The sequence below is a fragment of the Aeromonas sp. TECH754 genome (assembly GCF_056279295.1).
On the sequence record NZ_JBWBRA010000001.1, the window covers coordinates 2,150,033 to 2,171,964 of the forward strand.

20 protein-coding genes and 1 tRNA gene are annotated in these 21,932 nt (G+C 62.0%); 6 read left to right on the top strand and 15 right to left on the bottom strand.

Going from position 1 to position 21,932, the window contains the following annotated elements:
* Positions 1-42: 42 nt before the first annotated feature.
* The 8 genes from secD to hinT form a co-directional block, all read right to left on the bottom strand.
* The gene (gene secD, locus ACZ9IL_RS09435; protein WP_476003277.1) at positions 43-1,845 is read right to left on the bottom strand and encodes a protein translocase subunit SecD; all 1,803 of its coding nucleotides are present in this window, start codon (positions 1,843-1,845) and stop codon (positions 43-45) included.
* Between the two features lie 151 nt (positions 1,846-1,996).
* Positions 1,997-2,425 (bottom strand): hypothetical protein, encoded by a 429-nt coding sequence (locus tag ACZ9IL_RS09440; RefSeq protein WP_476003278.1) that lies wholly within the window; start codon positions 2,423-2,425, stop codon positions 1,997-1,999.
* A gap of 122 nt (positions 2,426-2,547) precedes the next feature.
* Positions 2,548-3,408 carry a DUF6279 family lipoprotein gene (locus tag ACZ9IL_RS09445; RefSeq protein ID WP_476003279.1) on the bottom strand — a complete coding sequence of 287 codons (861 nt, stop codon included), beginning with the start codon at positions 3,406-3,408 and terminating at the stop codon, positions 2,548-2,550.
* 130 nt (positions 3,409-3,538) lie between these two features.
* Entirely contained in the window at positions 3,539-4,369 is an 831-nt protein-coding gene (locus ACZ9IL_RS09450; RefSeq protein ID WP_476005333.1) for a phosphotransferase, read from the bottom strand.
* A gap of 43 nt (positions 4,370-4,412) precedes the next feature.
* Positions 4,413-5,009, bottom strand: coding sequence for a penicillin-binding protein activator LpoB (lpoB, locus tag ACZ9IL_RS09455; RefSeq protein WP_476003280.1), 597 nt, complete (start codon positions 5,007-5,009; stop codon positions 4,413-4,415).
* On the bottom strand, positions 5,009-5,407 hold the full coding sequence (locus ACZ9IL_RS09460) for a YcfL family putative periplasmic lipoprotein (protein ID WP_476003281.1): 399 nt from the start codon (positions 5,405-5,407) through the stop codon (positions 5,009-5,011). The genes lpoB and ACZ9IL_RS09460 overlap by 1 nt, the downstream gene beginning before the upstream one ends.
* A gap of 67 nt (positions 5,408-5,474) precedes the next feature.
* A complete protein-coding gene (locus ACZ9IL_RS09465; RefSeq protein WP_476003282.1) occupies positions 5,475-6,896 on the bottom strand; it encodes a COG3014 family protein in 1,422 nt (473 codons plus the stop codon).
* On the bottom strand, positions 6,896-7,246 hold the full coding sequence (gene hinT / locus ACZ9IL_RS09470; protein ID WP_033129807.1) for a purine nucleoside phosphoramidase: 351 nt from the start codon (positions 7,244-7,246) through the stop codon (positions 6,896-6,898). Before hinT ends, ACZ9IL_RS09465 begins: the two co-directional genes overlap by 1 nt.
* A gap of 255 nt (positions 7,247-7,501) precedes the next feature.
* On the opposite strand from hinT, the gene ACZ9IL_RS09475 reads away from it, so the two are divergent.
* Positions 7,502-9,514 (top strand): methyl-accepting chemotaxis protein, encoded by a 2,013-nt coding sequence (locus tag ACZ9IL_RS09475; RefSeq protein WP_476003283.1) that lies wholly within the window; start codon positions 7,502-7,504, stop codon positions 9,512-9,514.
* Positions 9,515-9,601: 87 nt separating this feature from the next.
* Here the strand turns inward: ACZ9IL_RS09475 and ACZ9IL_RS09480 are convergent, their stop codons facing one another.
* Positions 9,602-10,477 (bottom strand): 6-pyruvoyl trahydropterin synthase family protein, encoded by an 876-nt coding sequence (locus tag ACZ9IL_RS09480; protein WP_476003284.1) that lies wholly within the window; start codon positions 10,475-10,477, stop codon positions 9,602-9,604.
* A gap of 79 nt (positions 10,478-10,556) precedes the next feature.
* Between ACZ9IL_RS09480 and ACZ9IL_RS09485 the strand changes: the two genes are divergently transcribed.
* The 4 genes from ACZ9IL_RS09485 (at position 10,557) to ACZ9IL_RS09500 (ending at position 14,605) form a co-directional block, all read left to right on the top strand.
* The gene (locus tag ACZ9IL_RS09485) at positions 10,557-11,900 is read left to right on the top strand and encodes a dihydroorotase (protein WP_476003285.1); all 1,344 of its coding nucleotides are present in this window, start codon (positions 10,557-10,559) and stop codon (positions 11,898-11,900) included.
* Positions 11,901-12,400: 500 nt separating this feature from the next.
* Positions 12,401-12,477: transfer RNA gene (locus tag ACZ9IL_RS09490), tRNA-Pro, on the top strand.
* Positions 12,478-12,663: 186 nt separating this feature from the next.
* The gene (locus tag ACZ9IL_RS09495) at positions 12,664-13,140 is read left to right on the top strand and encodes a CC0125/CC1285 family lipoprotein (RefSeq protein WP_476003286.1); all 477 of its coding nucleotides are present in this window, start codon (positions 12,664-12,666) and stop codon (positions 13,138-13,140) included.
* A gap of 205 nt (positions 13,141-13,345) precedes the next feature.
* A complete protein-coding gene (locus ACZ9IL_RS09500; RefSeq protein WP_476003287.1) occupies positions 13,346-14,605 on the top strand; it encodes a dicarboxylate/amino acid:cation symporter in 1,260 nt (419 codons plus the stop codon).
* Between the two features lie 56 nt (positions 14,606-14,661).
* On the opposite strand, the gene ACZ9IL_RS09505 is transcribed toward ACZ9IL_RS09500, so the two are convergent.
* Complete coding sequence (locus ACZ9IL_RS09505) at positions 14,662-15,108, bottom strand: methyltransferase family protein (RefSeq protein ID WP_476003288.1); 447 nt, start codon at positions 15,106-15,108, stop codon at positions 14,662-14,664.
* A gap of 176 nt (positions 15,109-15,284) precedes the next feature.
* On the opposite strand from ACZ9IL_RS09505, the gene alr reads away from it, so the two are divergent.
* The gene (gene alr, locus ACZ9IL_RS09510; RefSeq protein WP_476003289.1) at positions 15,285-16,511 is read left to right on the top strand and encodes an alanine racemase; all 1,227 of its coding nucleotides are present in this window, start codon (positions 15,285-15,287) and stop codon (positions 16,509-16,511) included.
* Positions 16,512-16,597: 86 nt separating this feature from the next.
* Here the strand turns inward: alr and ACZ9IL_RS09515 are convergent, their stop codons facing one another.
* From ACZ9IL_RS09515 to oppB, 5 genes are all read right to left on the bottom strand, one after another.
* Positions 16,598-17,536, bottom strand: coding sequence for a TerC family protein (locus tag ACZ9IL_RS09515; RefSeq protein ID WP_476003290.1), 939 nt, complete (start codon positions 17,534-17,536; stop codon positions 16,598-16,600).
* Between the two features lie 389 nt (positions 17,537-17,925).
* A complete protein-coding gene (gene oppF, locus ACZ9IL_RS09520) occupies positions 17,926-18,921 on the bottom strand; it encodes a murein tripeptide/oligopeptide ABC transporter ATP binding protein OppF (protein ID WP_476003291.1) in 996 nt (331 codons plus the stop codon).
* A complete protein-coding gene (oppD, locus tag ACZ9IL_RS09525) occupies positions 18,922-19,917 on the bottom strand; it encodes an oligopeptide ABC transporter ATP-binding protein OppD (protein ID WP_476003292.1) in 996 nt (331 codons plus the stop codon).
* 77 nt (positions 19,918-19,994) lie between these two features.
* On the bottom strand, positions 19,995-20,906 hold the full coding sequence (gene oppC, locus ACZ9IL_RS09530; protein WP_476003293.1) for an oligopeptide ABC transporter permease OppC: 912 nt from the start codon (positions 20,904-20,906) through the stop codon (positions 19,995-19,997).
* A gap of 14 nt (positions 20,907-20,920) precedes the next feature.
* Positions 20,921-21,841 carry an oligopeptide ABC transporter permease OppB gene (gene oppB, locus ACZ9IL_RS09535; RefSeq protein ID WP_476003294.1) on the bottom strand — a complete coding sequence of 307 codons (921 nt, stop codon included), beginning with the start codon at positions 21,839-21,841 and terminating at the stop codon, positions 20,921-20,923.
* Positions 21,842-21,932: the final 91 nt, after the last annotated feature.

The following is a 21,932-nucleotide window of genomic DNA, read 5'->3' on the forward strand; positions in this document are numbered from 1 at the left end:
GGCGCGGTGCCACGGCGTGATGACGCAAGGTTCTGGTCATGGTCATACCCTCAGCAGCTTGGCGCTGCTCTTGCCCCACAGGGGGTTGATGATGGCGCGGGTGCCCCAGATGCCGGTCACCATGCTGGAGATGAGCCCCAGGATCAGGGTGATGGAGAAGCCCTGCAGCGGGCCCGAGCCGATGGAGTAGAGCACCACGGCGCAGATCAGGGTGGTGATGTTGGCATCGAAGATGGTGCTGAACGCGGAGCGATAGCCAAAATCGATGGCGTTGGCCAGACTCCCCCCCTCCCGCAGCCGGTCCTTGATCCGCTCGAAGATCAGCACGTGGGTATCCACCGCCATGCCGACGGTGAGCACCAGTCCGGCGATCCCCGGCAGGGTCAGCACGGCCCCCGGCAGCACCGCCAGCATCCCCACCTGCATCAGCAGGTTGCCGATGAGCGCGGTGATGGCGACCCAGCCGAACTTGCGATACCAGGCCATCATGAACAGCATCATGCCGGCCATGCCGAACGCCAGGGCGGTGAAGCCCGCCTCGATGTTCTGCAGACCCAGAGTCGGGCCTATGCTGCGCTCCTCCAGGATCTTGAGCGGCGCGGTGAGGGCGCCGGCCCGCAACAGCATGGCGAGCTCCTGGGCTTCCGGCACGCTGGCAAGCCCTGTGATGCGGAACTGGTTGCCGAGGGCGGTCTGGATGGTGGCGACGTTGATCACCTCGCTCTGGGCGCGCAGCTTGCCCTGGGCATTGGTCTTGTATTCGGTGAAGACGGTGGCCATCGGCTTGCCCACGTGCTGGCGGCTGAACTGGTTCATCTTGCTGCCCCCCAGGCTGTCGAGCACTATGCTCACCTGGGGCTGACCCATCTCCCCCATGCCCGCCCGGGCATCGACGATGTGCTCACCGGTCAGCACCGGCTTTCGCGCCATGCCGACCGACTGGCCGTTGCGATCAGCCATCACGAAGTTGCTGTCCGGCTTGGCCTCGTAGAAGGCCAGGGATGCGGTGGCCCCTATCACCTCTTTCGCCTGCTTGGGATTGTGCACCCCCGGCAGCTCGATGCGGATGCCGTCCTGACCCTGGCGCTGGACCGAGGCCTCGACGATACCGAGCTCGTTGATCCGCTTCTTCAGGATCGACAGGTTCTGGGTCACGGCGTTGTTGGCCAGCAGGGTGCGCTCGGCCTCGCTCATTACCAGCCGCAGCTCGTTGCCGCTGCGCTTCTGTGTCCACTGATCCTGACGGGTACCGGCGGCATCCCGGATGATGTTGAGCCAGGGGGTCTGGTCGGCCGCCTCGGGCAGGACGATGCGCACCTCCCCTTCCGCGACCCGGGCCACGTTGGCGCCCCGCAGGCGCGCCTCGCGGAACTGGGTGCGCAGGGTATCCACTAGGTTCTTGGTCTGGTTGTCTATCACGAAGCTGAGATCGACCCCGATCAGCAGCTGGGAGCCGCCGCGCAAGTCCAGCCCGAGCTTGATGGGAGCGGCGCCGAGCTGGCTTATCCAGGTCGGGGCATTGGAGTAGAACTCCAGGGTCAGGGCCGCGCTCTCGAAGCCCTGCTGCTCCAGCAACTGCTTGGCACGCTGCTGGCTGGCCTGGCTGTCGAACACCAGTTCGACCCGCTCCGGCTGTTGCACCTCCTTGAGCAGGTTGATCTGATGGTCGGCGAACAAGGTACGCTGCGCCTCGGTCAGGCTGCGCTGACCGTGCAGGCCGAGGGACGGCTGCTCACCGAAGAAGGTGGGCAGGGAATAAAATGCGAAGGTGACCAGCATGAGCAGCAGCAGGGCATACTGCCACACACTCATGCGGTTCAAGATGGTACGACTCTTTTTTGTCATGGCAAAAGCCTCTGTCAGGCGAAGGCGGCGGCGGCAAACAACGCGTCTGCAGCGCACAAAAAAATGAAACGAGACAGCCTAACCGTTCACAAAAAGTGAACAGCTAACGAGAGAGGATGAGGCAACAGTTGGCAGTCTGACCCCATCGGAGTCAGGCGAGGAAACTCTGGGAGAAGCGGTACTGCAGATGTCGGCGCTGCAAGCGCCGGCTATGAATGGTAGCGAAGTTATCCCTGAAGCTCTGCTTGGGATAGAACAGGGCGGCGTAGAGCAGCAGGCCACACAGCAGCAGCAAGATGGCCTGCTGGGACCAGCTCAGGACCAGCTCGTAGACCACGCTCTTTGGCAGGTTGTCGCGCAGCAAGGAGTGCTCGAGGCGCAGCAGATGATTCTGGTGGGAGCCGACAAACTTGACGATGCCGTCATCGCCGCTGCTGGCGTCGTGGACCACCAGCGTCTGCTCGGATGCAGGCTGATTGCCAGATACCTTGAGCCCCTCCACCGACAGGGTAGAGAACAAGAGTGCGAGGGTGATGAGCAGGGTCATCGCCGCCAGTTTCACTTTGTCCAACAGGCTCAAAAGGGTTATTTCCTGGTAACTTGAGCGGGCAAACTATCATAGGCCTCCAGCAAGGACAAGGGCGGCAGGCCATACAGCCTGCCGCCCTTGTGCCAAATTGCGGTGCCAAATTGCGGCCCCCATCAAGCCTTCGGGATCATCCCCTCGAAGTCCTCGGCATAGTCCTTGAGCAGGGTATAAAGGTGGGCGCGCTGGGAAAGATCCATCGACTGGCTCAGATCGCTCAGCCACTGGACGGTGCGCTGGCGGGACTGGTCGGTGTAACCGGTGAAACGCCCGTCCATCAGGCCGTCACCCTGTTGCAGCAGCCGGGTCAGCTCCTTGCCAAAGGCCGGGCTCTGACGCTGTTTCATCAGCCGTTCCAGCTCCTTGGTCCAGGCCCCCTGAAACTCGAGCCAGGGGCCCATCATCTCGTATTGCCACTCTGCCCACTGGGCGATGAGCGGCTCCTGGGCCGGCTTGACCTTGCCAATCCAGAACTTCAGCCGCTCGTTCATCTTCTCCCGAAAACCCTTGAGCATCTCCGTCTTGGACTCGGTGGCGAAGTCGTGCTGGCGCTCCTCCTGCCGCTTCACCCTGTCCCCCATGAAGTGGGCCACCTGGGCATCGGTCAGGGTGCTGGCGAGGCGCACGGTGCGGGGAATGGCATTCTCCAGGGTGCGGGTCAGGCTCCCCTCCACCCTGTCCATGTGCCGCGAGACCTGCGCCGGACTCATGGGGCTAGCCACCGCCTTGGCCAGGGCGTCTAGATCCCTGGCATAGATCGGCAGCTCGTGCTGGCGGTGCCACTGCATCAGACCCTCTACCTCCGTATCCAGCAACTGCTTCTGGCTGCGATCGAGGGAGAAGTAATCGTCCAGTTGCCAGACGATGGCCGAGTCGAGCCAGTAGTAGATAACCCGGGTGGCACAGCCCGTCAGCAGCAGGCAGAGCAGCAACAGGCTCCAGCTGCGGGGTTGACGCCATGAGAAGGTGGTCTGCATGCATGACTCCTGTCAGTGAAGAACCGGGCCCAGGCCCAGAGACGAATATTGAGAATGTTTTCAGTATCCACGAGTTACCACATCAACCAGCCCATGAAGGCGTCTCCTCACGGCTCGAGCCAGACTTGCCTCATTCCAGCCGCCGCCGACCGTTGTCGATCAGTGACTGATAATCGGGTCCCGGCTGCTGCTCGCTCATCAACAGGGCCCACAGCAGGCCGATGTAATCAACCCATGGCAGGAAGGCCTCGGCTTGAAATCCCTTGTCATTGAGCAGCTTAGAAGCGCCTTCCCAGCCTTCAAGATAGCAGCTCTCCAACTGGCGCCACTGCTCTTCGCTCCAGCCATGGGTGCGCACTATGCTGGCGAGCTCGAAACCCGGATGACCGGCGGCGCCATACTCCCAGTCGATGACCCAGGGCCGGCTTCCCAACAAGTTAGCCGGATTGAGATCGTGATGGCAAGGGAGCCAGCAATCGGCAGGCTCACGGCTCGCGAGCAGGCCCCGCTCCAGCGCCGGCAGCCACTCGGGGATATGGGCCAAGCGAGTGCGATAACCGCTCGCGTGGGCCCGCACCGCCATCACCACCCTCGGCACCGGCAGCCGGTGCATGCGGCCGAGCACCCCGGCCAGCAGCCGCGGCTGTGCCTCCGGCGGTGGGGGCGCCACCAGCCAGTTCGGCTCGTCGCACCAGTCCAGCAGCATCAGGCCGCTGGCCGGTTCGCTGTGATGGCAGGGCAAGGCCAGCCCCTGCCCTACCGCGCCCCGATAGAGCTGCCATTCGGTGGCGCGGTCGATGCCGAGGCGCACCGGATCCGGGTGACCGCACCGCAAAAAATAGCTATGCCCCGAGGGGAGGCGCAGCCGGTAGTTGCAGTTGGTCAGGCCAAGGCTAAGGGGCTCCAATTGCCCCTGGCACCAGGGCGCGGGCAGGCTGGCCAGCAGGGTCAGCTCCGCCAGATCCCCGGACTGCCTGTCCGGACGACCGGCAGCCCCGCTCCCCTTACCAGCCAAAGGTCGACGTCTTCGCCTGCTTGCGGATTTCCTTCTGATCGGCCCACAACAGCTCGCCGTTCTCCAGATCCATCAGGTTCATGGTCATCTGGTAGTAGACGTCCTTCACCTTGCCGTTGTCCTTGACGATGCTGGCCAGGTTGCCATAGACCATGTAGCGGGCACCGGTCTGCTTGCCGAGGCGCACCATGGAGGCGGGATCCACCATGCCGCTGCCCTGCTGGTACTCGAGCTGCTGCTTGACCGCGCTCACCTTGCTCATGTCGACGAAGCGGAACTTGCCCGCGCGCAGCAGCTTGGTGCGGATGGTGTCGGTGATGGCCTCGGTGTCGATGTGCTCCGAGGTCTTGTTGCGAATGGCGTCCATGAACATCACGGGACGGCCACCGGCGGTGATCTCGGCCGTCGCCGGAGAGCTCAGCATGGAGTCCGCCATCTTGTCGGCGATGGCTTGCAAGTCGGTCGAGCCGTAGTCCACGGTCACCGTCTCGGTTTCGGTCGCATCGCCATAGCTGACGGTGGTGCTGGAGCAGCCGCCGAGCAGCAGGGCGCCGCTCAGGATCAGCAGGGCATGATTCATTTTCATCAGTTCGATTCCTCAATCACTTCGCGTACATAGACCCGATATCCCTGGGCGCTCGGGTTCGGCGCCAGGGCCGACAGGGTACGGCTCTGATGGCCGTGGAGCTTGATGGGGGTCCAGCCGCGGCCATCGCTGGCCACCTCCTGACCGCTGCCATCATACCAATAGAACAGATACTGCAGAGGGTTGTCCCCCGACCGGGTATTGGTCAGGATCACGTTGACCTGCAGCAGGCCGTTCTGCTCGCGCCGGCTCTGCTCGGTCAGGGTCGCGTCGACATCCTGGTGCTGCTCGAGCTGGGCCGCGCCCCCCGCCGGGGCATAGAGCGCCACGCCGGAGGTGTTGGTGGAACAGGCTGACAACAGCAGCATCAAGCCGAGGGCCGCACAGTAGGCTTTCATCATCGTCTCCTTGGGATCGCACCGATGGGGGCGAACGATAGGGCAAAAAACAGTCAGGTCTCGGCCGCTAGAGCGGCATCACCCGGGTGGTCAGACGGTTGCCGAGGCGCTGCACCCACACTAGCGTGGTGCGCCCCTCATGTATGGTCAGCGGCAGTTGGCGCAGGGCGCTGCCGGCACCAAGGGTGAGCTGCACGTCGCCGGCGGGCAACATGCCCTGCCAGCTCGCGGCCTGGGCCGGCAGCGTCACCCAGCTGCGGGTGTCGGCCCGCTCGGACAGGGTGTTGAAGATGCCGACCAGCAGATTGCCCACATCGCCCCCCTCCTTGGCGGCGCTGCGCCGTACCTGCTCCTTGGCCAGCAGCCGCAGCGCCTGGCGGGTCAGCATGCCCGGCAGCCGCTCCTGCAAGTCCTTGGCGGCCAGCGCCTCGAGCCGCACCAGCGCGCTGGTCTGCTCATGGCGACTCCCCACGCGCACCGCCAGGGGCCCGGTGTCGCTGGCCCTGTTGTCGTAATAGGGCACCGCCACGGTAAAGGTACGAAAATCCCCGTTGGAGGTGGCGATGGGCAGCGGCAGGAACAGCTCGCGCCGCGCCGGGATCAGGCCATCTTCAAACAGCACCACCAGTTGGCCCTGATGTTTGGCCAGCGGCGGCGCCTTGCGGCCCAGCTTCTTCTCGGTCGCCCTGAGCTCGTCCGGGGAGCCGCGCAGCACCGCGAGGCGCAGCAGGGCATCCTGCAGGCTCTGGTTGTCCGGCGCAATCTGATAGCCGCGCTGATAGTCGACCCAGGCATCGTTGAGATCCCCGCTCGCCTCATAGAGCACGCCGGAGAAATAGAAGGTATAGGCATTCTGGAAGCCGTTCTTCACCTGGCCTATCAGCCGGTCGAGATCCGGCGCCCCGCGCGACATCAGCTGGCGCATCTGCCCCTCGGGGCTGGGATCGTCCCCCTCCTGTCTGACCGCTCGCACCTCGTCGGCCCGCGCCCTGAGGGCCTGCTCCTGCACCTGGTTGGCGCGGCGCACCTCCACCAGGGCACCCTCGGCATCCCCCCGCTGCAGATAATTGAGGGCCTGATAGTGGTGCAGCATGGTGCGCTCGTAGTCGGGCACCCGATAGGCCATGGTCTGATCGTTGGTGAGCAGGCTGCCCGCCTGGGCCAGACCACGACTAACCCGGTATTCGGCTTGGGTCTCTTCCCAGGCGAGACGGCTGTCGGCGGCGGCGAAGGCCTGCTTGCTGCCCGCATCCTGCCCGGCTAGCCAGGCGATGCGCCCCTGCTCGAGGCGGTCGAGCACATAGGTGTCGTCCCCCAGCTTGGAGTCGCGCACCTCGGGCAGCGCCTCGGCACTCTTGCCCTGCAGCAGCAAGTTGCGCAGGGGCACCATCTGATCCGAATAGGAGACGAAGATATCCTGCCAGTGGGAGGCGCAGCCCCCCAGCAGCAGACCGGCCAACAGCAGACCGGTCAAAGAGGCGGGACGCATCACAGGCTGAGCAGCGGTCCCAGCGGCTGACCGCCGACCAGATGCATGTGGATGTGATAGACCTCCTGCCCGCCGTGGCGATTGCAGTTCATGATGAGGCGATAACCGTTTTCGGCGATCCCGGCCTCGCTCGCCAGCTTGCGGGCCACGGTAAACATCCGACCGAGGGCCAGCTCGTGATCCGGCTCGACGTCGTTGACGGTGGGGATCAGCACGTTCGGCACGATCAGAATGTGGGTCTTGGCCTTGGGCTGGATATCGCGAAACGCGGTCACCAGATCGTCTTGATAAAGGATGTCGGCGGGGATCTCCTTGCGGATGATTTTGCTGAAAATGGTTTCTTGCGCCATGGGTAACTCCTTTATATGAAAAAGAAAATTCAAAATAAATCTCAAGCGACTCCCAAAAGCGCCGCCAGGGTCCGTCAAGTGTGACACAAGCCGATATTTGGCACAGCCGTTGTCCCAATCCCTTCAGTTATTGTGAAGAATACCGATAGTGAGACTGACGTTCTCCGTCCCTGAGACACCCGCCACCGGGCATGCAGGGTATCAAAGGGACGGGGTACTCAGGCAAGGGACTTTTGCACAGACAGCGGGACAATAATGAAACAAACCATGTCAGACCTCTCGATCTTACAGAGAGTCTATTTAGGCTTTGCCATCCTGGTCGCCGTGATGGTGGCCAGCTCGGTGCTGACGTTCAAGAGCCAGAGCGAACTCAATGAGGCGCTGGATCAGGTCACGCAGCAATCCATGCCGCTGGTGATCGCCAGCAGCCAAACCCAGATAAGCCTGCTCAGCGCCAACAAGTGGCTCACCGACGTGCTGACCGAACAGGATCCCAAGTTGCTGCCGGGAGAAGTGGCCGAGCTGCTGCAGGCCAAGGCCCAGGTCGACAAGACGCTGGCGAGCCTCAAGCAACAGGTGGCAACCCATCCCGAACTGCAAGGGGAGATGAGCGCTCTCGACAAGCTGGTCGGCGACTACCTGCAGCTGACCCAGCCCCTGCCCACCGAGCACGAGGCCCTGCTCACCCGGCTGCACAAGGTCAATCAGGCCAAGGGCCAGTTCCAGGTCAGCCTGCCCCAGTTCAAGAAGAACCTCGGCGACATGATGGTTTCCATCGACGACAGCTTCATCAAGATGCTGTCCGAGACCCTGACCACCAAGCTCTCCGCCATCGAACTCTCCACCATGGATGCGCTGAACCAGAGCATCCCCGCCCCCATCGAAGGGGCGCTCAAGCGCAACAAGATGCAGATCGAGAGCTTCAACAGCACCATCAAGGATCTGCAGGGTGAGCTCAAGGACTTCGACAACAACATGGGCCACTACGTCCATGGGTTCGTGCGCGACACCACAGGCAACGAAGGGGTGCTTGCCCAGTACCTGGCGCTGATGAAGCAGCAGCAGAGCATGCGGGAGCAGAGCAAGCAGGCGAGCCAGCTCATCGTCAGCATCCAGAACAAGCTGGAGGGGATCACCGCCCAGAGCCAGCAGCTGATGAACAACAGCATCCGCGCCTCCGGTCAGGTACAGACCCGGAGCACCCTCACCCAGGCCATCAGCATCGCCATCGCCATCTTCGTCGCCATCCTGGTCGCCTACACCCTGGGCAAGGCCATCCGCCGCCCCCTCAAGGAGCTGCTGCGGGTGCTGACCCTGGTGACTCAGGGGGACATGACCCAGCGCGTCGGTTTCAAGAGCCAGAACGAATTCGGCCAGCTCGGCAGCCAGCTCAACCTGCTGATCCAGCAGATGGGGGACGTGCTCAGGCAGCTCTCCCAGGCCTCCAACCAGCTCAACAGTGCCGCCCATGACAACCGCCACACCACGGAATCGGTGCGCGCCGATCTGGAGAAACAGCGTCAGGAGACCGCCTCGGTCGCCGCCGCCATGACCCAGATGGAAGCCTCGGTACGGGAAGTCGCCCAGGCCGCCAACCAGACCCTGGAGCGGGTGCAGGATGTGGAGAAGGCGTCACAGATGGGTCGCAAGGTGATGGCCGGCAACATCACCACCACCCATCAGCTGGCGGGCAAGCTGCAGCAGACCGGCAAGGTGATCGGCGATGTGAGTGCCATGAGCGGCCAGATTGGCAACATCCTCGACGTCATCCGCGGCATCGCCGAGCAGACCAACCTGCTGGCACTCAATGCCGCCATCGAGGCCGCCCGTGCCGGTGAGCAGGGTCGCGGCTTTGCGGTGGTGGCGGACGAGGTGCGCAGCCTGGCCGGGCGCACCGCCCAGTCCACCAGCGAGATCCAGACCATGATCGAGAACCTGCAGCAGGGGGTCGCCCGGGCGGTCAACGTGATGCAGGAGTGCTCCCGCGAGATGGACAGCTGCATGGATCAGAGCTCCCAGGCCAACAACGCCATGGAGGAGGTGCAGGGAATCGTGGTGCTCATCAGCGACATGTCGAGCCAGATCGCCTCTGCCGCCGAGCAGCAGCAAGCCACCAGCGCCGACATCGCCACCAATCTCAACCGCATCTCCGACATCTCGGATCTCAACTATCAGGGCATCGAGAAGGTAGCCGAAACCAGCCAGCAGCTCGACTCCCTGGCCGAGCAGCAGGAGGGGCTGGTGCAGCGCTTCCGGCTCAGCGCCTGAGCCCTGTCACGGCTCGCTAGCCAACCACCAGACAGCAAGAAGGCTCCCGAGGGAGCCTTCTTCATCGACAGCGAACGGTCCATCCATTCAGGCGTAGGCGATGGCGCCCTTGCCGACCCCTTCATAGGCCACGATCTTCACGAACTTGTCACCCACCTGCTTCTTCACCTCGCGGGCGATGTAATGCGCCAGCAGCTCTATGGTGGTGTCGGTGTCGATCATCTCCACCTCCGCCGCCGGCATGGCGAGCTGGAACAGCCCCTGGGGTGCCACGTACTTGAAGCCAATATGATGCTCACCCAGATGGGCCCTGGCGAGATCGCTCAGCGCCAGCTCGGACAGGGCCACCTTGTCCTCCTCGGTGCCGAGGTAGATGTCGCTCCAGCGCTCGGCCCAGTTCAGCTCCAGCTCCTCGTCCCGCTCGCCATCCACCAGGATCTCGATGGGGGAGCGGTGGCCGTGGGCGATGCGCTGGCAGTTGCCGTCGTGCTTCTTGAGACCGTGGCTGTAGTGGTAGAAGGCGCCGTCGAGCCGCTCCGAACGCAGGGTCAGCGCCAGATCCTTGATGTTGCCCGGCAGCCGCTCGGCCAGCACCCCCAGCAGATAACGGGTCACCGACTCCTTGTCCACCTGGGGGGTGGGAATGAAGGCGAACGCCTGGGACGGGCAACGCAGGTGGATGGAGCGACCCGGGCGCAACAGATCCACGGTGCATTCGTCGTTGTCCAGGGGGGCGATGTGCACCAGGGCACTGCCTGTCGGCACCAGCAGCTTGTGATCCACCTCTTCATCGATGATCGACTTGATCAGCTTCTTCACCCGGCCAAAGTCCAGCAGCATGCTCATCTCGTTGAGCTCGCCGCTCATTTCCACATCGACCAGCCAGCTCTCCCCCACCACGCCACGGCGTTCACACAGATAGCTGGAGTCGATAACGGTCAAATCTCTTACAAATAACTTCATCACTCAGACCTTGCTACAGAGAAAGTGCGGTTTGCGATATTATGACCCCGGATTATCGGCAAAGGAACTGGAACCCCCCATGAACAAATTGCTTATCAAGAACGCCACCCTGGTCAACGAAGGTCGTATCTATGCCTCCGACGTGTTGATCGAGGGGGAAAGGATCGCCCGTATCGCCCCCCAGATCGAGGCAGAGGATGCGATGGTGATCGATGCCGCGGGCCGTCACCTCATCCCCGGGATGATCGATGATCAGGTCCATTTCCGGGAACCAGGCCTGACCCACAAGGGCACCATCGCCAGCGAATCCCGGGCCGCCGTGGCCGGGGGCACCACCAGCTTCATGGAGATGCCCAACGTCAATCCCCAGACCACCACCATTGAAGCCCTCGAAGCCAAGTACGAGATCGCCGCCAAGGGCGCCGCCGCCAACTACAGCTTCTATCTGGGTGCCACCAACGACAACCTGGAAGAGATCAAGAAGCTCGATCCCAAGCAGTCCTGCGGCATCAAGATCTTCATGGGTGCCTCCACCGGCAACATGCTGGTGGATAACCAGGAAACCCTGGCCGCCATCTTCCGCGAGAGCCCGGTGATGATCGTCACCCACTGCGAAGACACCCCCTCCATCAAGGTGCTGGAAGACGAGGCCCGCGCCAAGTGGGGCGAGGATGTGCCGATGCGCGAGCATGGCCGCATCCGCAGCGCCGACGCCTGCTACAAATCCTCCAGCATGGCGGTCGGCCTGGCCAAGAAATACGGCGCCAAGCTGCACGTACTGCACCTGACCACGGCCAAGGAACTGTCACTCTTTACCGCCACCCACGATGTGCGCGAGCTCAAAGACAAGAACATCACCGCCGAGGTGTGCGTCCACCATCTGTTCTTCAACGAGGCTGACTACGACACCCTGGGCAGCCAGATCAAGTGCAACCCGGCGGTGAAGAGCGCGGCCGATCAGCATGCCCTGCTGGACGCGGTGCGCAACGACGTGCTGGATATCATCGCCACCGACCACGCCCCCCACACCTGGGAAGAGAAGCAGAACAGCTACTTCAAGGCGCCGTCCGGCGTGCCGCTGGTGCAGCACTCCATGCAGGCACTGCTGGAGCTCTACCACAACGGCGTCTTCTCGCTGGAAACCATCGTCAAGAAGACCTCTCATGCTGTGGCCGAGCGCTTCCAGGTGCAGGATCGCGGCTACATCCGCGAGGGTTACTTCGCCGACCTGGTGCTGCTGGATCTCGGCAAGCCCTACGTGGTCAACGACAGCAACCTGCTCTACCTGTGCGGCTGGTCGCCGTTCAACGGCTATCGCTTCCAGAGCACCATCGAGATGACGCTGGTCAACGGTCAGATCGCCTGGCAGAACGGTCAGGTCACCGATCAGGTGCTGGGCAAGCGACTGACCTTCAATCGCTGATCTCGGGGATCGCTGGCGACGGCGGTCGCTTCCAGAGCCCCATGGAGAAATGACGCTGGTCAACGGCCAGATCGCCTGGCAGAACGGTCAGGTCACCGATCAGGTGCTGGGCAAGCGACTGACCTTCAATCGCTGATCTCGGGGATCGCTGGCGACAGCGGTCGCTTCCAGAGCCCCATGGAGAGATGACCCTGGCCAACGGTCAGATCGCCTGGCAGAACGGTCAGGTCACCGATCAGGTGCTGGGCAAGCGACTGACCTTCAATCGCTGATCAGATCACCACCGATGCCAACGGCCGCCTTCAGGGCGGCCGTTTTCATCGTGCATTGCACATGGCCGTTGAAAATGGCCGAGTGAGGGGCAAATTTCGTGGAAGTGGCGCCGCTTTGAGCGCAAATTGCTCGCAAAGCAGGCGAACGATCCCGAACGGGGATTTACCCTGTTGACAGGGCAGGGCCATCTCCATACACTCTGCCCCCGTCAGCCGAGCTGACTCCGTCGGTGTGTAGCGCAGCCAGGTAGCGCATCTGCATGGGGTGTAGAGGGTCGGAGGTTCGAATCCTCTCACACCGACCAAATTCCCCGAGAAAGGCCTTGTCGAACGACAAGGCCTTTTCTTTTTGCACGGCCCGAGGAAACGGGCTCTGATACCGGCCGGGCAGCCGGGCTCCGGCGGTCAAGGCCCTTCATCGGCCCGCGGCGATTGTCTCGGCGATCGCTTTGTGCTGTAGTGAAGCCGTGTTTCGCCAACCGGCCTGCAAGATGTCGCTTCCCCGCCCTTCCCTCCTTGGCCTCGCGCTCTGTGGCCTGCTGCTGGCTCAGCTCGGCGGCTGCGCCACCGCCTATGACAGCGAGAAATCCTTCTGGAACGGCCAGACCGGTTTCTCCCAGACCCGGCTCGGCCCCAGTCAATGGCAGCTGGAGTTTGTCGGCAACGATCAGATAGACAGGGAGACGGCACGCAAGTACGTGCTCAAGCGGGCCGGCGAGATGGCGCTGGCACAGGGCTATGAATGGGTACAGGTGCGCGAGTTGACCCTGTCACGGGATGCGGTCAGGGTCATGCCCGCCCGCCCCCAGTTCGGCTTCAACGACGATGAACCCGACACCTTCATGGACGATATGCACGTGGAACACCGCACCTCGGCACTGCTGACCTTCTCCCTCGGCCACCGGCCATTGAACGACCGGAGCCTGGAAGCTGTTTATATTGCAAACATAAAAATAAACAGTGATTAATATAAGTTAAATGCAAGATCCACATCACATACAACTAATAACAACATAAAGTTCTGCCATAAGCCGCTGGATTTCCATTCCGTGATTAGGCATGCTGCCAGCACACCGGCTGTCAGGATTCCATGGCCCGGATCACAAAAATGGACTAAGGTGGCACCCTGCCCACCTGCACACGCACTGCACATATCGACACTGGGACCCCCCCATGAAAATGAATAAATTGACCGTTGCCATCCTCATCGCGATGTTGCTTGGCATTTGCACCGGGCAAGGCTATCGCCTGTTTGCGCCGGACCAGGCCGCGGGCTTTGCCGGTGACATCACCATTCTGACCGACATCTTCCTGCGTCTGATCAAGATGATCATCGCACCGCTGGTGTTCACCACCCTGGTGGTCGGCATCGCCAAGATGGGTGACACCCGCACCGTGGGCCGCATCGGCGCCAAGACCCTCGGCTGGTTCATGATTGCCTCCTTGCTCTCCCTGACCCTGGGTCTGGTGATGGTCACCCTGATGCAACCGGGCGTGGGCCTCTCCCTCTCCCTGCCCGATGACACCGCGAGCTCGGGCATCGCCGCCGGGGCCATCACCCTCAAGGATTTCGTCACTCACGCCATCCCGAAAAGCGTGATCGAGGCCATGGCCACCAACGAGATCCTGCAGATCGTGGTGTTCTCCCTGTTCTTCGGTCTGGCCGCCGCCGCCCTCGGCGATCTGGCCAAGCCCGTGGTCACCCTGATGGCCAGTACCGCCGAGATCATGCTGAAGGTGACCGGCTACGTGATGAACTTCGCCCCCTTCGCGGTGTTTGGCGCCATCTCCGCAATGGTCGCCAAGGAAGGGCTCGGCATCCTGGTGACCTACGGCAGCTTCATGGCTCAGTTCTATCTGGCTCTGGCCTGCCTCTGGCTGCTGCTGATCCTGATGGGCAGCGCCTTCCTGCGCGGTCGCGTACTGACCCTGCTGGCCATGATCCGTGAACCCATTCTGCTGGCCTTCTCCACCGCCAGCTCCGAAGCCGCCTATCCCAAGACTCTGGACAGGCTGGAGAAATTTGGTTGTGACAAGCGCATCGCCAGCTTCGTGCTGCCGATGGGCTACTCCTTCAACCTGGACGGCTCCATGATGTACTGCACCTTCGCGGTCATGTTTATCGCCCAGGCCTACGGCATCGAGCTTTCCATGGCGCAACAGATCACCATGCTGCTGCTGCTGATGGTCACCTCCAAGGGGATGGCGGGTGTGCCGCGTGCCTCTCTGGTGGTGATCGCCGCCACCCTGAACCAGTTCCACATCCCGGAAGCCGGCATACTGCTGCTGCTCGGCATCGATCACTTCCTGGACATGGGTCGCTCCGCCACCAACGTGCTGGGCAACGCCATCGCCGCCAGCGTGGTCGCCAAGACCGAAGACAGCCTGGGTGAAACCGAGCCGCTGGGCGAGGTCGATACCGCCAAGGCGTGAGTCCTGCTCACCCTGCAAAAAGGCCCGCAACTGCGGGCCTTTTTATTGTTCTGGCGTCAGCACCAACGCCGCACTCGTCGGCAGTACTGCACATAGGGGACACCGAAGCGGGCACGCAGGGCACGCTCTTCCGGCAGGATCTGAAAACGGGTGAGCCAAGCCGCCAACAGCAAGGGACCGCTCCATACCCAAACTCCGCCGAGATAACAGGCCAGCGCCATCAACCAGCACAGCAGCCCCAGATACATGGGATTGCGGCTGAAGCGATAGACCCCGTTCGTCACCAGTACCCGGCTCTGTTGCAGGCGAATGGGATTGACCGTGGTGCGCTGCCTTCGAAAGTGCACGAGTGCCCCGCCCCCGAGTACGGCCCCCACCAACCACAGGCCCGCGGCCAGTCCCCACAAGACGCCCGTCCCCTTTGCGTCGCCACTCCCCAGCCACATGGCGAACGCGATGACGACAAACAGCAACAAAGGTGGGATCCGCTGCTCGAAACGCATATTTTCCTCCTTCAAAAGTGCCACAAATGACGCCATTGCGATACACTCGCTGCGCCGGCAGCTTGGCTAAAAAAATGAAATATATCATTAGCATAGCATTATGCAGGTCCAGTGCTGCCGCCTCTCGCCTCCCAGCCGAGACCATCCTCAACAGGAAAACAAGAAGGAACCATCCCATGCACAAGAAAACCCTGCTCGCCACCCTCGTCTTCGGCCTGCTCGCCGGCCAAGCCGTCGCCGCCCCCTACCTGCCGCTGGCCAGCGACACCCGCAACGGTCAGGAGCAGACCGCCGCCAACGCCTGGCTGGAAGTAGACCTGACCGCCTTCGAGCACAACATCCAGACCCTCAAGGAGCGTCTCGGCGACAAGGGCCCGCAGATCTGCGCTATCATGAAGGCCGACGCCTACGGTCACGGCATCGACCTGCTGGTGCCTTCCGTGGTCAAGGCCAACATCCCCTGCATCGGCATCGCCAGCAACGAAGAGGCTAGGGTGGCCCGCGAGAAGGGCTTCGAAGGTCGGCTGATGCGGGTCCGTGCCGCCACCCCGACCGAGGTGGAACAGGCTCTGCCCTACAAGCTCGAAGAGCTCATCGGCAGCCTGGAGAGTGCCAAGGGCATCTCCGACATCGCCCTGCGCCACAATACCAAGGTGGCGGTTCACGTTGGCCTGAACTCCGCCGGTATGAGCCGCAACGGCATCGACCTGCGCCAGGCCGGCGCCAAGGAAGAGACCCTGGCCATGCTCAAGTTGCCGGGCATCACCCCGGTCGGCATCATGACCCACTTCCCGGTGGAGGAGAAAGAGGACGTCAAGCTGGGGCTGGCCCAGTTCAAGCTGGACTCCCAATGGCTACTGGAAGCCGGCAAGCTGGATCGCAGCAAGATCACCATCCACGCCGCCAACTCCTTCGCCACCCTGGAAGTGCCGGAAGCCTACTTCGACATGGTGCGCCCGGGCGGCCTGCTGTACGGCGATTCCATCCCCTCCTACACCGAGTACAAGCGCGTCATGGCATTCAAGACCCAGGTCGCCTCGGTCAATCACTACCCGGCCGGCAACACCGTCGGCTATGACCGCACCTTCACCCTCAAGCGCGACTCCCTGCTGGCGAACCTGCCGCTCGGCTACTCCGACGGCTATCGCCGCGCGCTCAGCAACAAGGCCTATGTGCTGATCCAGGGTCAGAAAGTACCGGTAGTCGGCAAGACCTCCATGAACACCATCATGGTGGACGTGACCGATCTGAAGGGGGTGAAACCCGGTGACGAGGTGGTGCTGTTCGGCCGCCAGGGGGATGCCGAGGTGAAGCAGGCGGATCTGGAGGAGTACAACGGCGCCCTGCTGGCGGACATGTACACCATCTGGGGCTACACCAACCCCAAGAAGATCACGCGCTGATAGATAGCCGGCAATAGAAAGGGCTCCTGCGGGAGCCCTTGTTGTTAGTCCTGGATGGAGCCGCTTTTAAGCGGCTTTTTTGCGGGTCACTTTTTACGGGTGACCCAGAGGCTGAGGCCCATGGAGCCCAGCAGGATCAGCGCGACCACACCCAAGGCGATGCCGGTCGGGATCTTGAACACGTCAAGCAGCAGCATCTTGACCCCGATGAACATCAGGATCAGCGCCAGGCCGTATTTGAGCAGACTGAACCGCTCCGCCACCCCCGCCAGCAGGAAATACATGGCGCGCAGGCCCATGATGGCGAAGATGTTGGAGGTCAGCACGATGAAGGGATCCGTGGTCACCGCGAAGATGGCCGGGATGCTGTCCACCGCGAAGATGAGGTCGCTCACTTCCACCAATACCAGGATCAGCAGCAGCGGCGTGGCGTAACGCACCCCATCGCGCCAGACGAAAAACTTCTCCCCTTCCAGCGTCTCGGTCACCTTGAAGCGACGACGCATCCAGCCCAGCAGCGGGTTGTTGGCCAAGTCCGGTTCCTTGTCGGCGGCCCACAGCATCTTGACCCCGGTCAGCAGCAAGAAGGCGCCGAACAGGTAGAGGATCCAGTGGAACTGCTCGATGAGCCAGCTGCCGGCGAACACCATGCCGGCCCGCATCACGATGGCACCCAGCACCCCGTACAGCAGCACCCGACGCTGCAACTCGGCCGGAATGGCAAAGTAACCGAACAGCATCAACCAGACGAAGACATTATCCACCGCCAGCGCCTTCTCGATGAGGTAGCCGGTGAGGAATTCCAACCCCTTCTGGTTGGCGATCTCGCGGCCCGCGCTGTGATCCAGCCAGAGCCAGATGGCCAGGTTGAACAGCAGGGCCACGCTCACCCAGACCAGCGACCAGATGCCTGCCTCCTTGAGGGACACCTTGTGCGCCTTGCCACCGCCGACGAAGCGGATATCAATCCATAACAGGACCAGCACTATGCTGAAGAAGCCGGTCCACATCCACCATTCACCCATTTTCACTTCTCCCAAAATGACAAAACCCACGACCGAGAGGCGTGGGTTTGCGTTTGGAGCAGATACACCTTGCCTCTCGGCAAGGTCTCACTTACAGCAAGTTCAATTTGCTGCCCGGCTGCCGGGTGCACTGCAGGATATGGGTGCACCGTAATGACGACAAACCGGCGAGAAGTTACTCCCCTTGTGCGGCGGATAGTAACAGCCTCCAAAGGTGGCGCCAAGAGGCATCTTAACCGTCCCATAAAAAAGGGGCGCCACCTGGGCGCCCCTCTCGATATGGCTCTCCTTAGAACCGGTCTACGATCTGTCGCGAGAGGTCGCCTGCAAGGTAAGGCGCTGCGCAGGAGCCTTGATCACGGCCTCGCAGTAAGATCGTGAACAGGCTCTCAGAGCGGATCCACCTTGAGGCAGGAAACCGCGTGGTCGAAGTTCCCCTCCAGCATGGGCCGGGTCTTGGCACATTCGGGGCCAGCTACCGGGCAGCGAGTGCGAAACACGCAGCCGGATGGCGGATTCATCGGCGACGGCAGATCCCCTTCCAGGATCTGGATGACCTTGCTGCGCTCCAGGTCCGGATCCGGGATGGGCACCGCCGACATCAGCGCCTTGGTGTAGGGGTGCAGGGGATTGGCGAAGATCTCCTGGCGGGTGCCAAGCTCCACCGCGTTGCCCAGATACATCACCAGCACCCGATCCGAGATGTGTTTGACCACCGACAGATCGTGGGCGATGAAGATGAGGGACAGCCCCATCTCCTTTTGCAGGGACTTGAGCAGGTTCACCACCTGCGCCTGGATGGACACATCCAGCGCCGACACCGGCTCGTCACAGATGATCATCTTGGGTTCGAGGATCAGCGCGCGGGCGATGCCGATGCGCTGGCACTGGCCACCGGAGAACTCATGGGGGTAGCGGTTCACCAGGTTTGGCAACAGCCCCACCTTGGTCATCATGGTACGCACCTTCTCCTTCACCTCGTCCCTGGACAGCTTGGGGTAGAAGGTGATGAGCGGCTCGGCGATGATGTCGCCTATGGTCATCCGCGGATTCAGGGAGGCCAGCGGGTCCTGAAAGATCATCTGGATCTCCTTGCGCTTCTCCCGCAATGCCCCCTGCTCGAGCTTGGTCAAGTCCTGACCCAGCCACACCACCTTGCCGTCGGTGGCCGGCACCAGGCCGATCAGCGCCCGCGCGAAGGTGGACTTGCCACAGCCGGACTCCCCGACCACGCCCAGGGTTTCCCCCTCGTACAGGCGCAGGGTCACCCCGTCCACCGCCTTCAGCGCCGAGGGTTTGGCCCAGGGCCAGGCCTTGTCACTCTTGATGCTGAAGTGGACCTTGAGGTCGGACACTTCCAGCAGCAGTTTCTTGTCGGTACCCATTTAGTTGGCCCCCTTGGCGATCACACCCGCTTTCATGATATCCGATTCCCAGTGGCAGGCCCGCGCCCGGCCATCGCCGAAGGGCGTCAGGATCGGGGACTGTTTGCCGCAGATCTCGTGCACCCGGTGGCAGCGCTCCTGGAAGGGGCAACCGGTGGGCAGACGCAGCAGGTTGGGCGGGTTGCCCGGGATGGTGGGCAGCTCTTCCCCTTCGGTGTCGAGGCGGGGAATGGCGCGCAGCAACCCTTCGGTATAGGGGTGGCTCGGGTGGTAGAAGATGTCGTTCACCTTGCCGTACTCCATGGTACGGCCGGCATACATCACCAGCACCTTGTCACAGATGCCGGCCACCACGCCCAAGTCGTGGGTGATCATGATGATGGAGGTATTGAACTCGCTTTTGAGCTCGTTCATCAGGGTCATGATCTGGGCCTGTACCGTCACGTCCAACGCCGTGGTCGGCTCATCGGCGATCAGCAACTGCGGGCGGCAGAGCAGCGCCATGGCGATCATCACCCGCTGGCGCATGCCACCTGAGAACTCGTGCGGGTACATGTGCATCCGCTTGCGGGATTCGGGGATCTTGACCGCGTCCAGCATGCGGACCGACTCCTCGAACGCCGCCGCCTTGCTCATCCCCTTGTGCAGCATCAGCACTTCCATCAGCTGATCCTTCACCTTCATGTAAGGGTTCAGCGAGGTCATGGGGTCCTGGAAGATCATGGCGATCTTCTCGGAGCGAATGCGGTTGAGCTTGGACTCCGGCAGGTTCAGGATCTCGTCCCCCTGGAACTTGGCGGAACCGGTAATAACGCCATTCTTGGCGAGCAGCCCCATGATGGCGAACGCGGTCTGGGACTTGCCGGAGCCGGACTCGCCGACGATACCCAGGGTCTCACCGGCGGCCAGGGAAAAGTTGAGGTCGTTTACGGCGACCACATTGCCGTCCGGGGTCTTGAATTCGACCCGCAGATCTTTCACATCCAGTAACTTCATAAAAAACTCCTTATCGATCCTTCGTGGCGCTTGGCTGGCAATCCTTTGGACGCTATGCGCGTTCCTTCGGTGCTTTCTTATCGATCCTTTGGATCGAGCGCGTCACGCAGACCATCCCCGAGGAAGTTGAAGCAAAACAGGGTCACCACCATGAAACCGGCGGGGAACAGGAGTTGCCAGATGGCCACTTCCATCGACTTGGAGCCTTCATCCAGCAGGGCACCCCAGCTGGTCATGGGTTCCTGCACGCCGAGCCCCAGGAAGCTCAGGAAGGATTCGAACATGATCATGCCCGGCACCAGCAAGGTGGCGTAAACGGCCACGATGCCGAGCACGTTCGGCACTATGTGACGGGTGATGATCTTCCACTTGGAGACGCCGCAGACGTGGGCCGCCTCGATGAACTCCTTGCTCTTGAGGCTCAGAGTCTGGCCTCGCACGATCCGCGCCATGTCCAGCCAGCTCACCGCGCCGATGGCGAGGAAGATGAGGGCCAGGTTGCGGCCGAAGAAGGTCACCAGCATGATCACGAAGAACATGAAGGGGAAGGCGTTGAGGATCTCCAGGATACGCATCATCAGGCTGTCGATACGCCCGCCGATGAAGCCGGAAGCCGCGCCATACAGAGTCCCGATGATGACGGCCACCACGGCGCCCATGATGCCGACCATCAGCGAGATGCGTCCGCCCAAGAGGGTGCGCACGAACAGATCGCGGCCCAGACTATCGGTGCCAAAATAGTGGCCGGCAGCCAGGTCCGGCGCGGTCTGCATGGCATCCCAGTCCGGATCGTCGAAGGTGAATTGAGACAGATGCGGCCCGATGATCACCGCCAGACCGATGATGCTGAGGATGATGAGGCTGGTCAGCGCCGCCTTGTTGCGCAGAAAGCGACGACGGGCGTCTTTCCACAGGGAGCGGCCTTCCACCACTTCCACTTGCTGGGCGAACGCCTCGACGGCTTCGCGTTTTTCAGTTGTGACAACCATGATGTACTCCCGACTTAGTAACGGATCTTGGGATCGATGACGGCATAGAGAATATCGACCACGGCGTTAAAGGTAATGGTGAGGGCACCGACCAGAATGGTCAGACCGAGCACCATGGAGTAATCACGGTTGAGGGCACCGTTGACGAACAACTGACCGATCCCCGGCAGGCCGAAGATGGTTTCAATCACCACCGAGCCGGTGATGATGCCGACGAAGGCCGGGCCCAGGTAGGAGACCACCGGCAGCATGGCCGGGCGCAGCGCGTGCCGCAGGATGATGTGGCGCAGTGGCAGGCCCTTGGCGCGGGCGGTGCGGATGAAGTTGGAGTTCATGGTCTCGATCATGCTGCCACGCATGATGCGCGAGATGGCGGAGACGTAGTACATCATCATGCCGAACACCGGCAGCACCATATATTGTGCTCCCCCACCCTGCCAGCCCCCGGCCGGCAGCCAACCCAGATAGATACTGAAGAACAGCACCAGTAACGGTGCCAGCACGAAGCCCGGGATCACCACCCCGGTCATGGCCGACGACATCAATAGATAATCGATGAGGGTATTTTGCTTGAGCGCCGCTATGGTGCCAAAGGTGACCCCCAGTGTCACCGCCAGCAGGAAGGCCACCGAGCCTATCTTGGCGGACACGGGCAAGGCCTGGCTGACCAGATCGTTGACGCTGAAGTCTTTGTATTTGAAGGAAGGCCCCAGATCACCCTGGACCAGATTGCCAAGATAGCTGAGGTATTGCACGCCGATGGGCTTGTCCAGGCCGTACTTGGCCTCGATATTGGCCAACACTTCCGGCGGCAGGGCGCGTTCGCTGGTGAAGGGGTTACCCGGGGCGAATCGCATCATGAAGAAAGAGACGGTGATCAAGACCAGCAGAGTCGGGATCGCCTCCAGTAGACGTTTAAAGATAAATTTCAACATAGACAATTCCTGTCTTGTACTGCTTCCAAAGGGTCGCGGTTGTAATATTTAGGCCCGCCATCTGGCGGGCCTGTTTGTTATGCGACTTGTT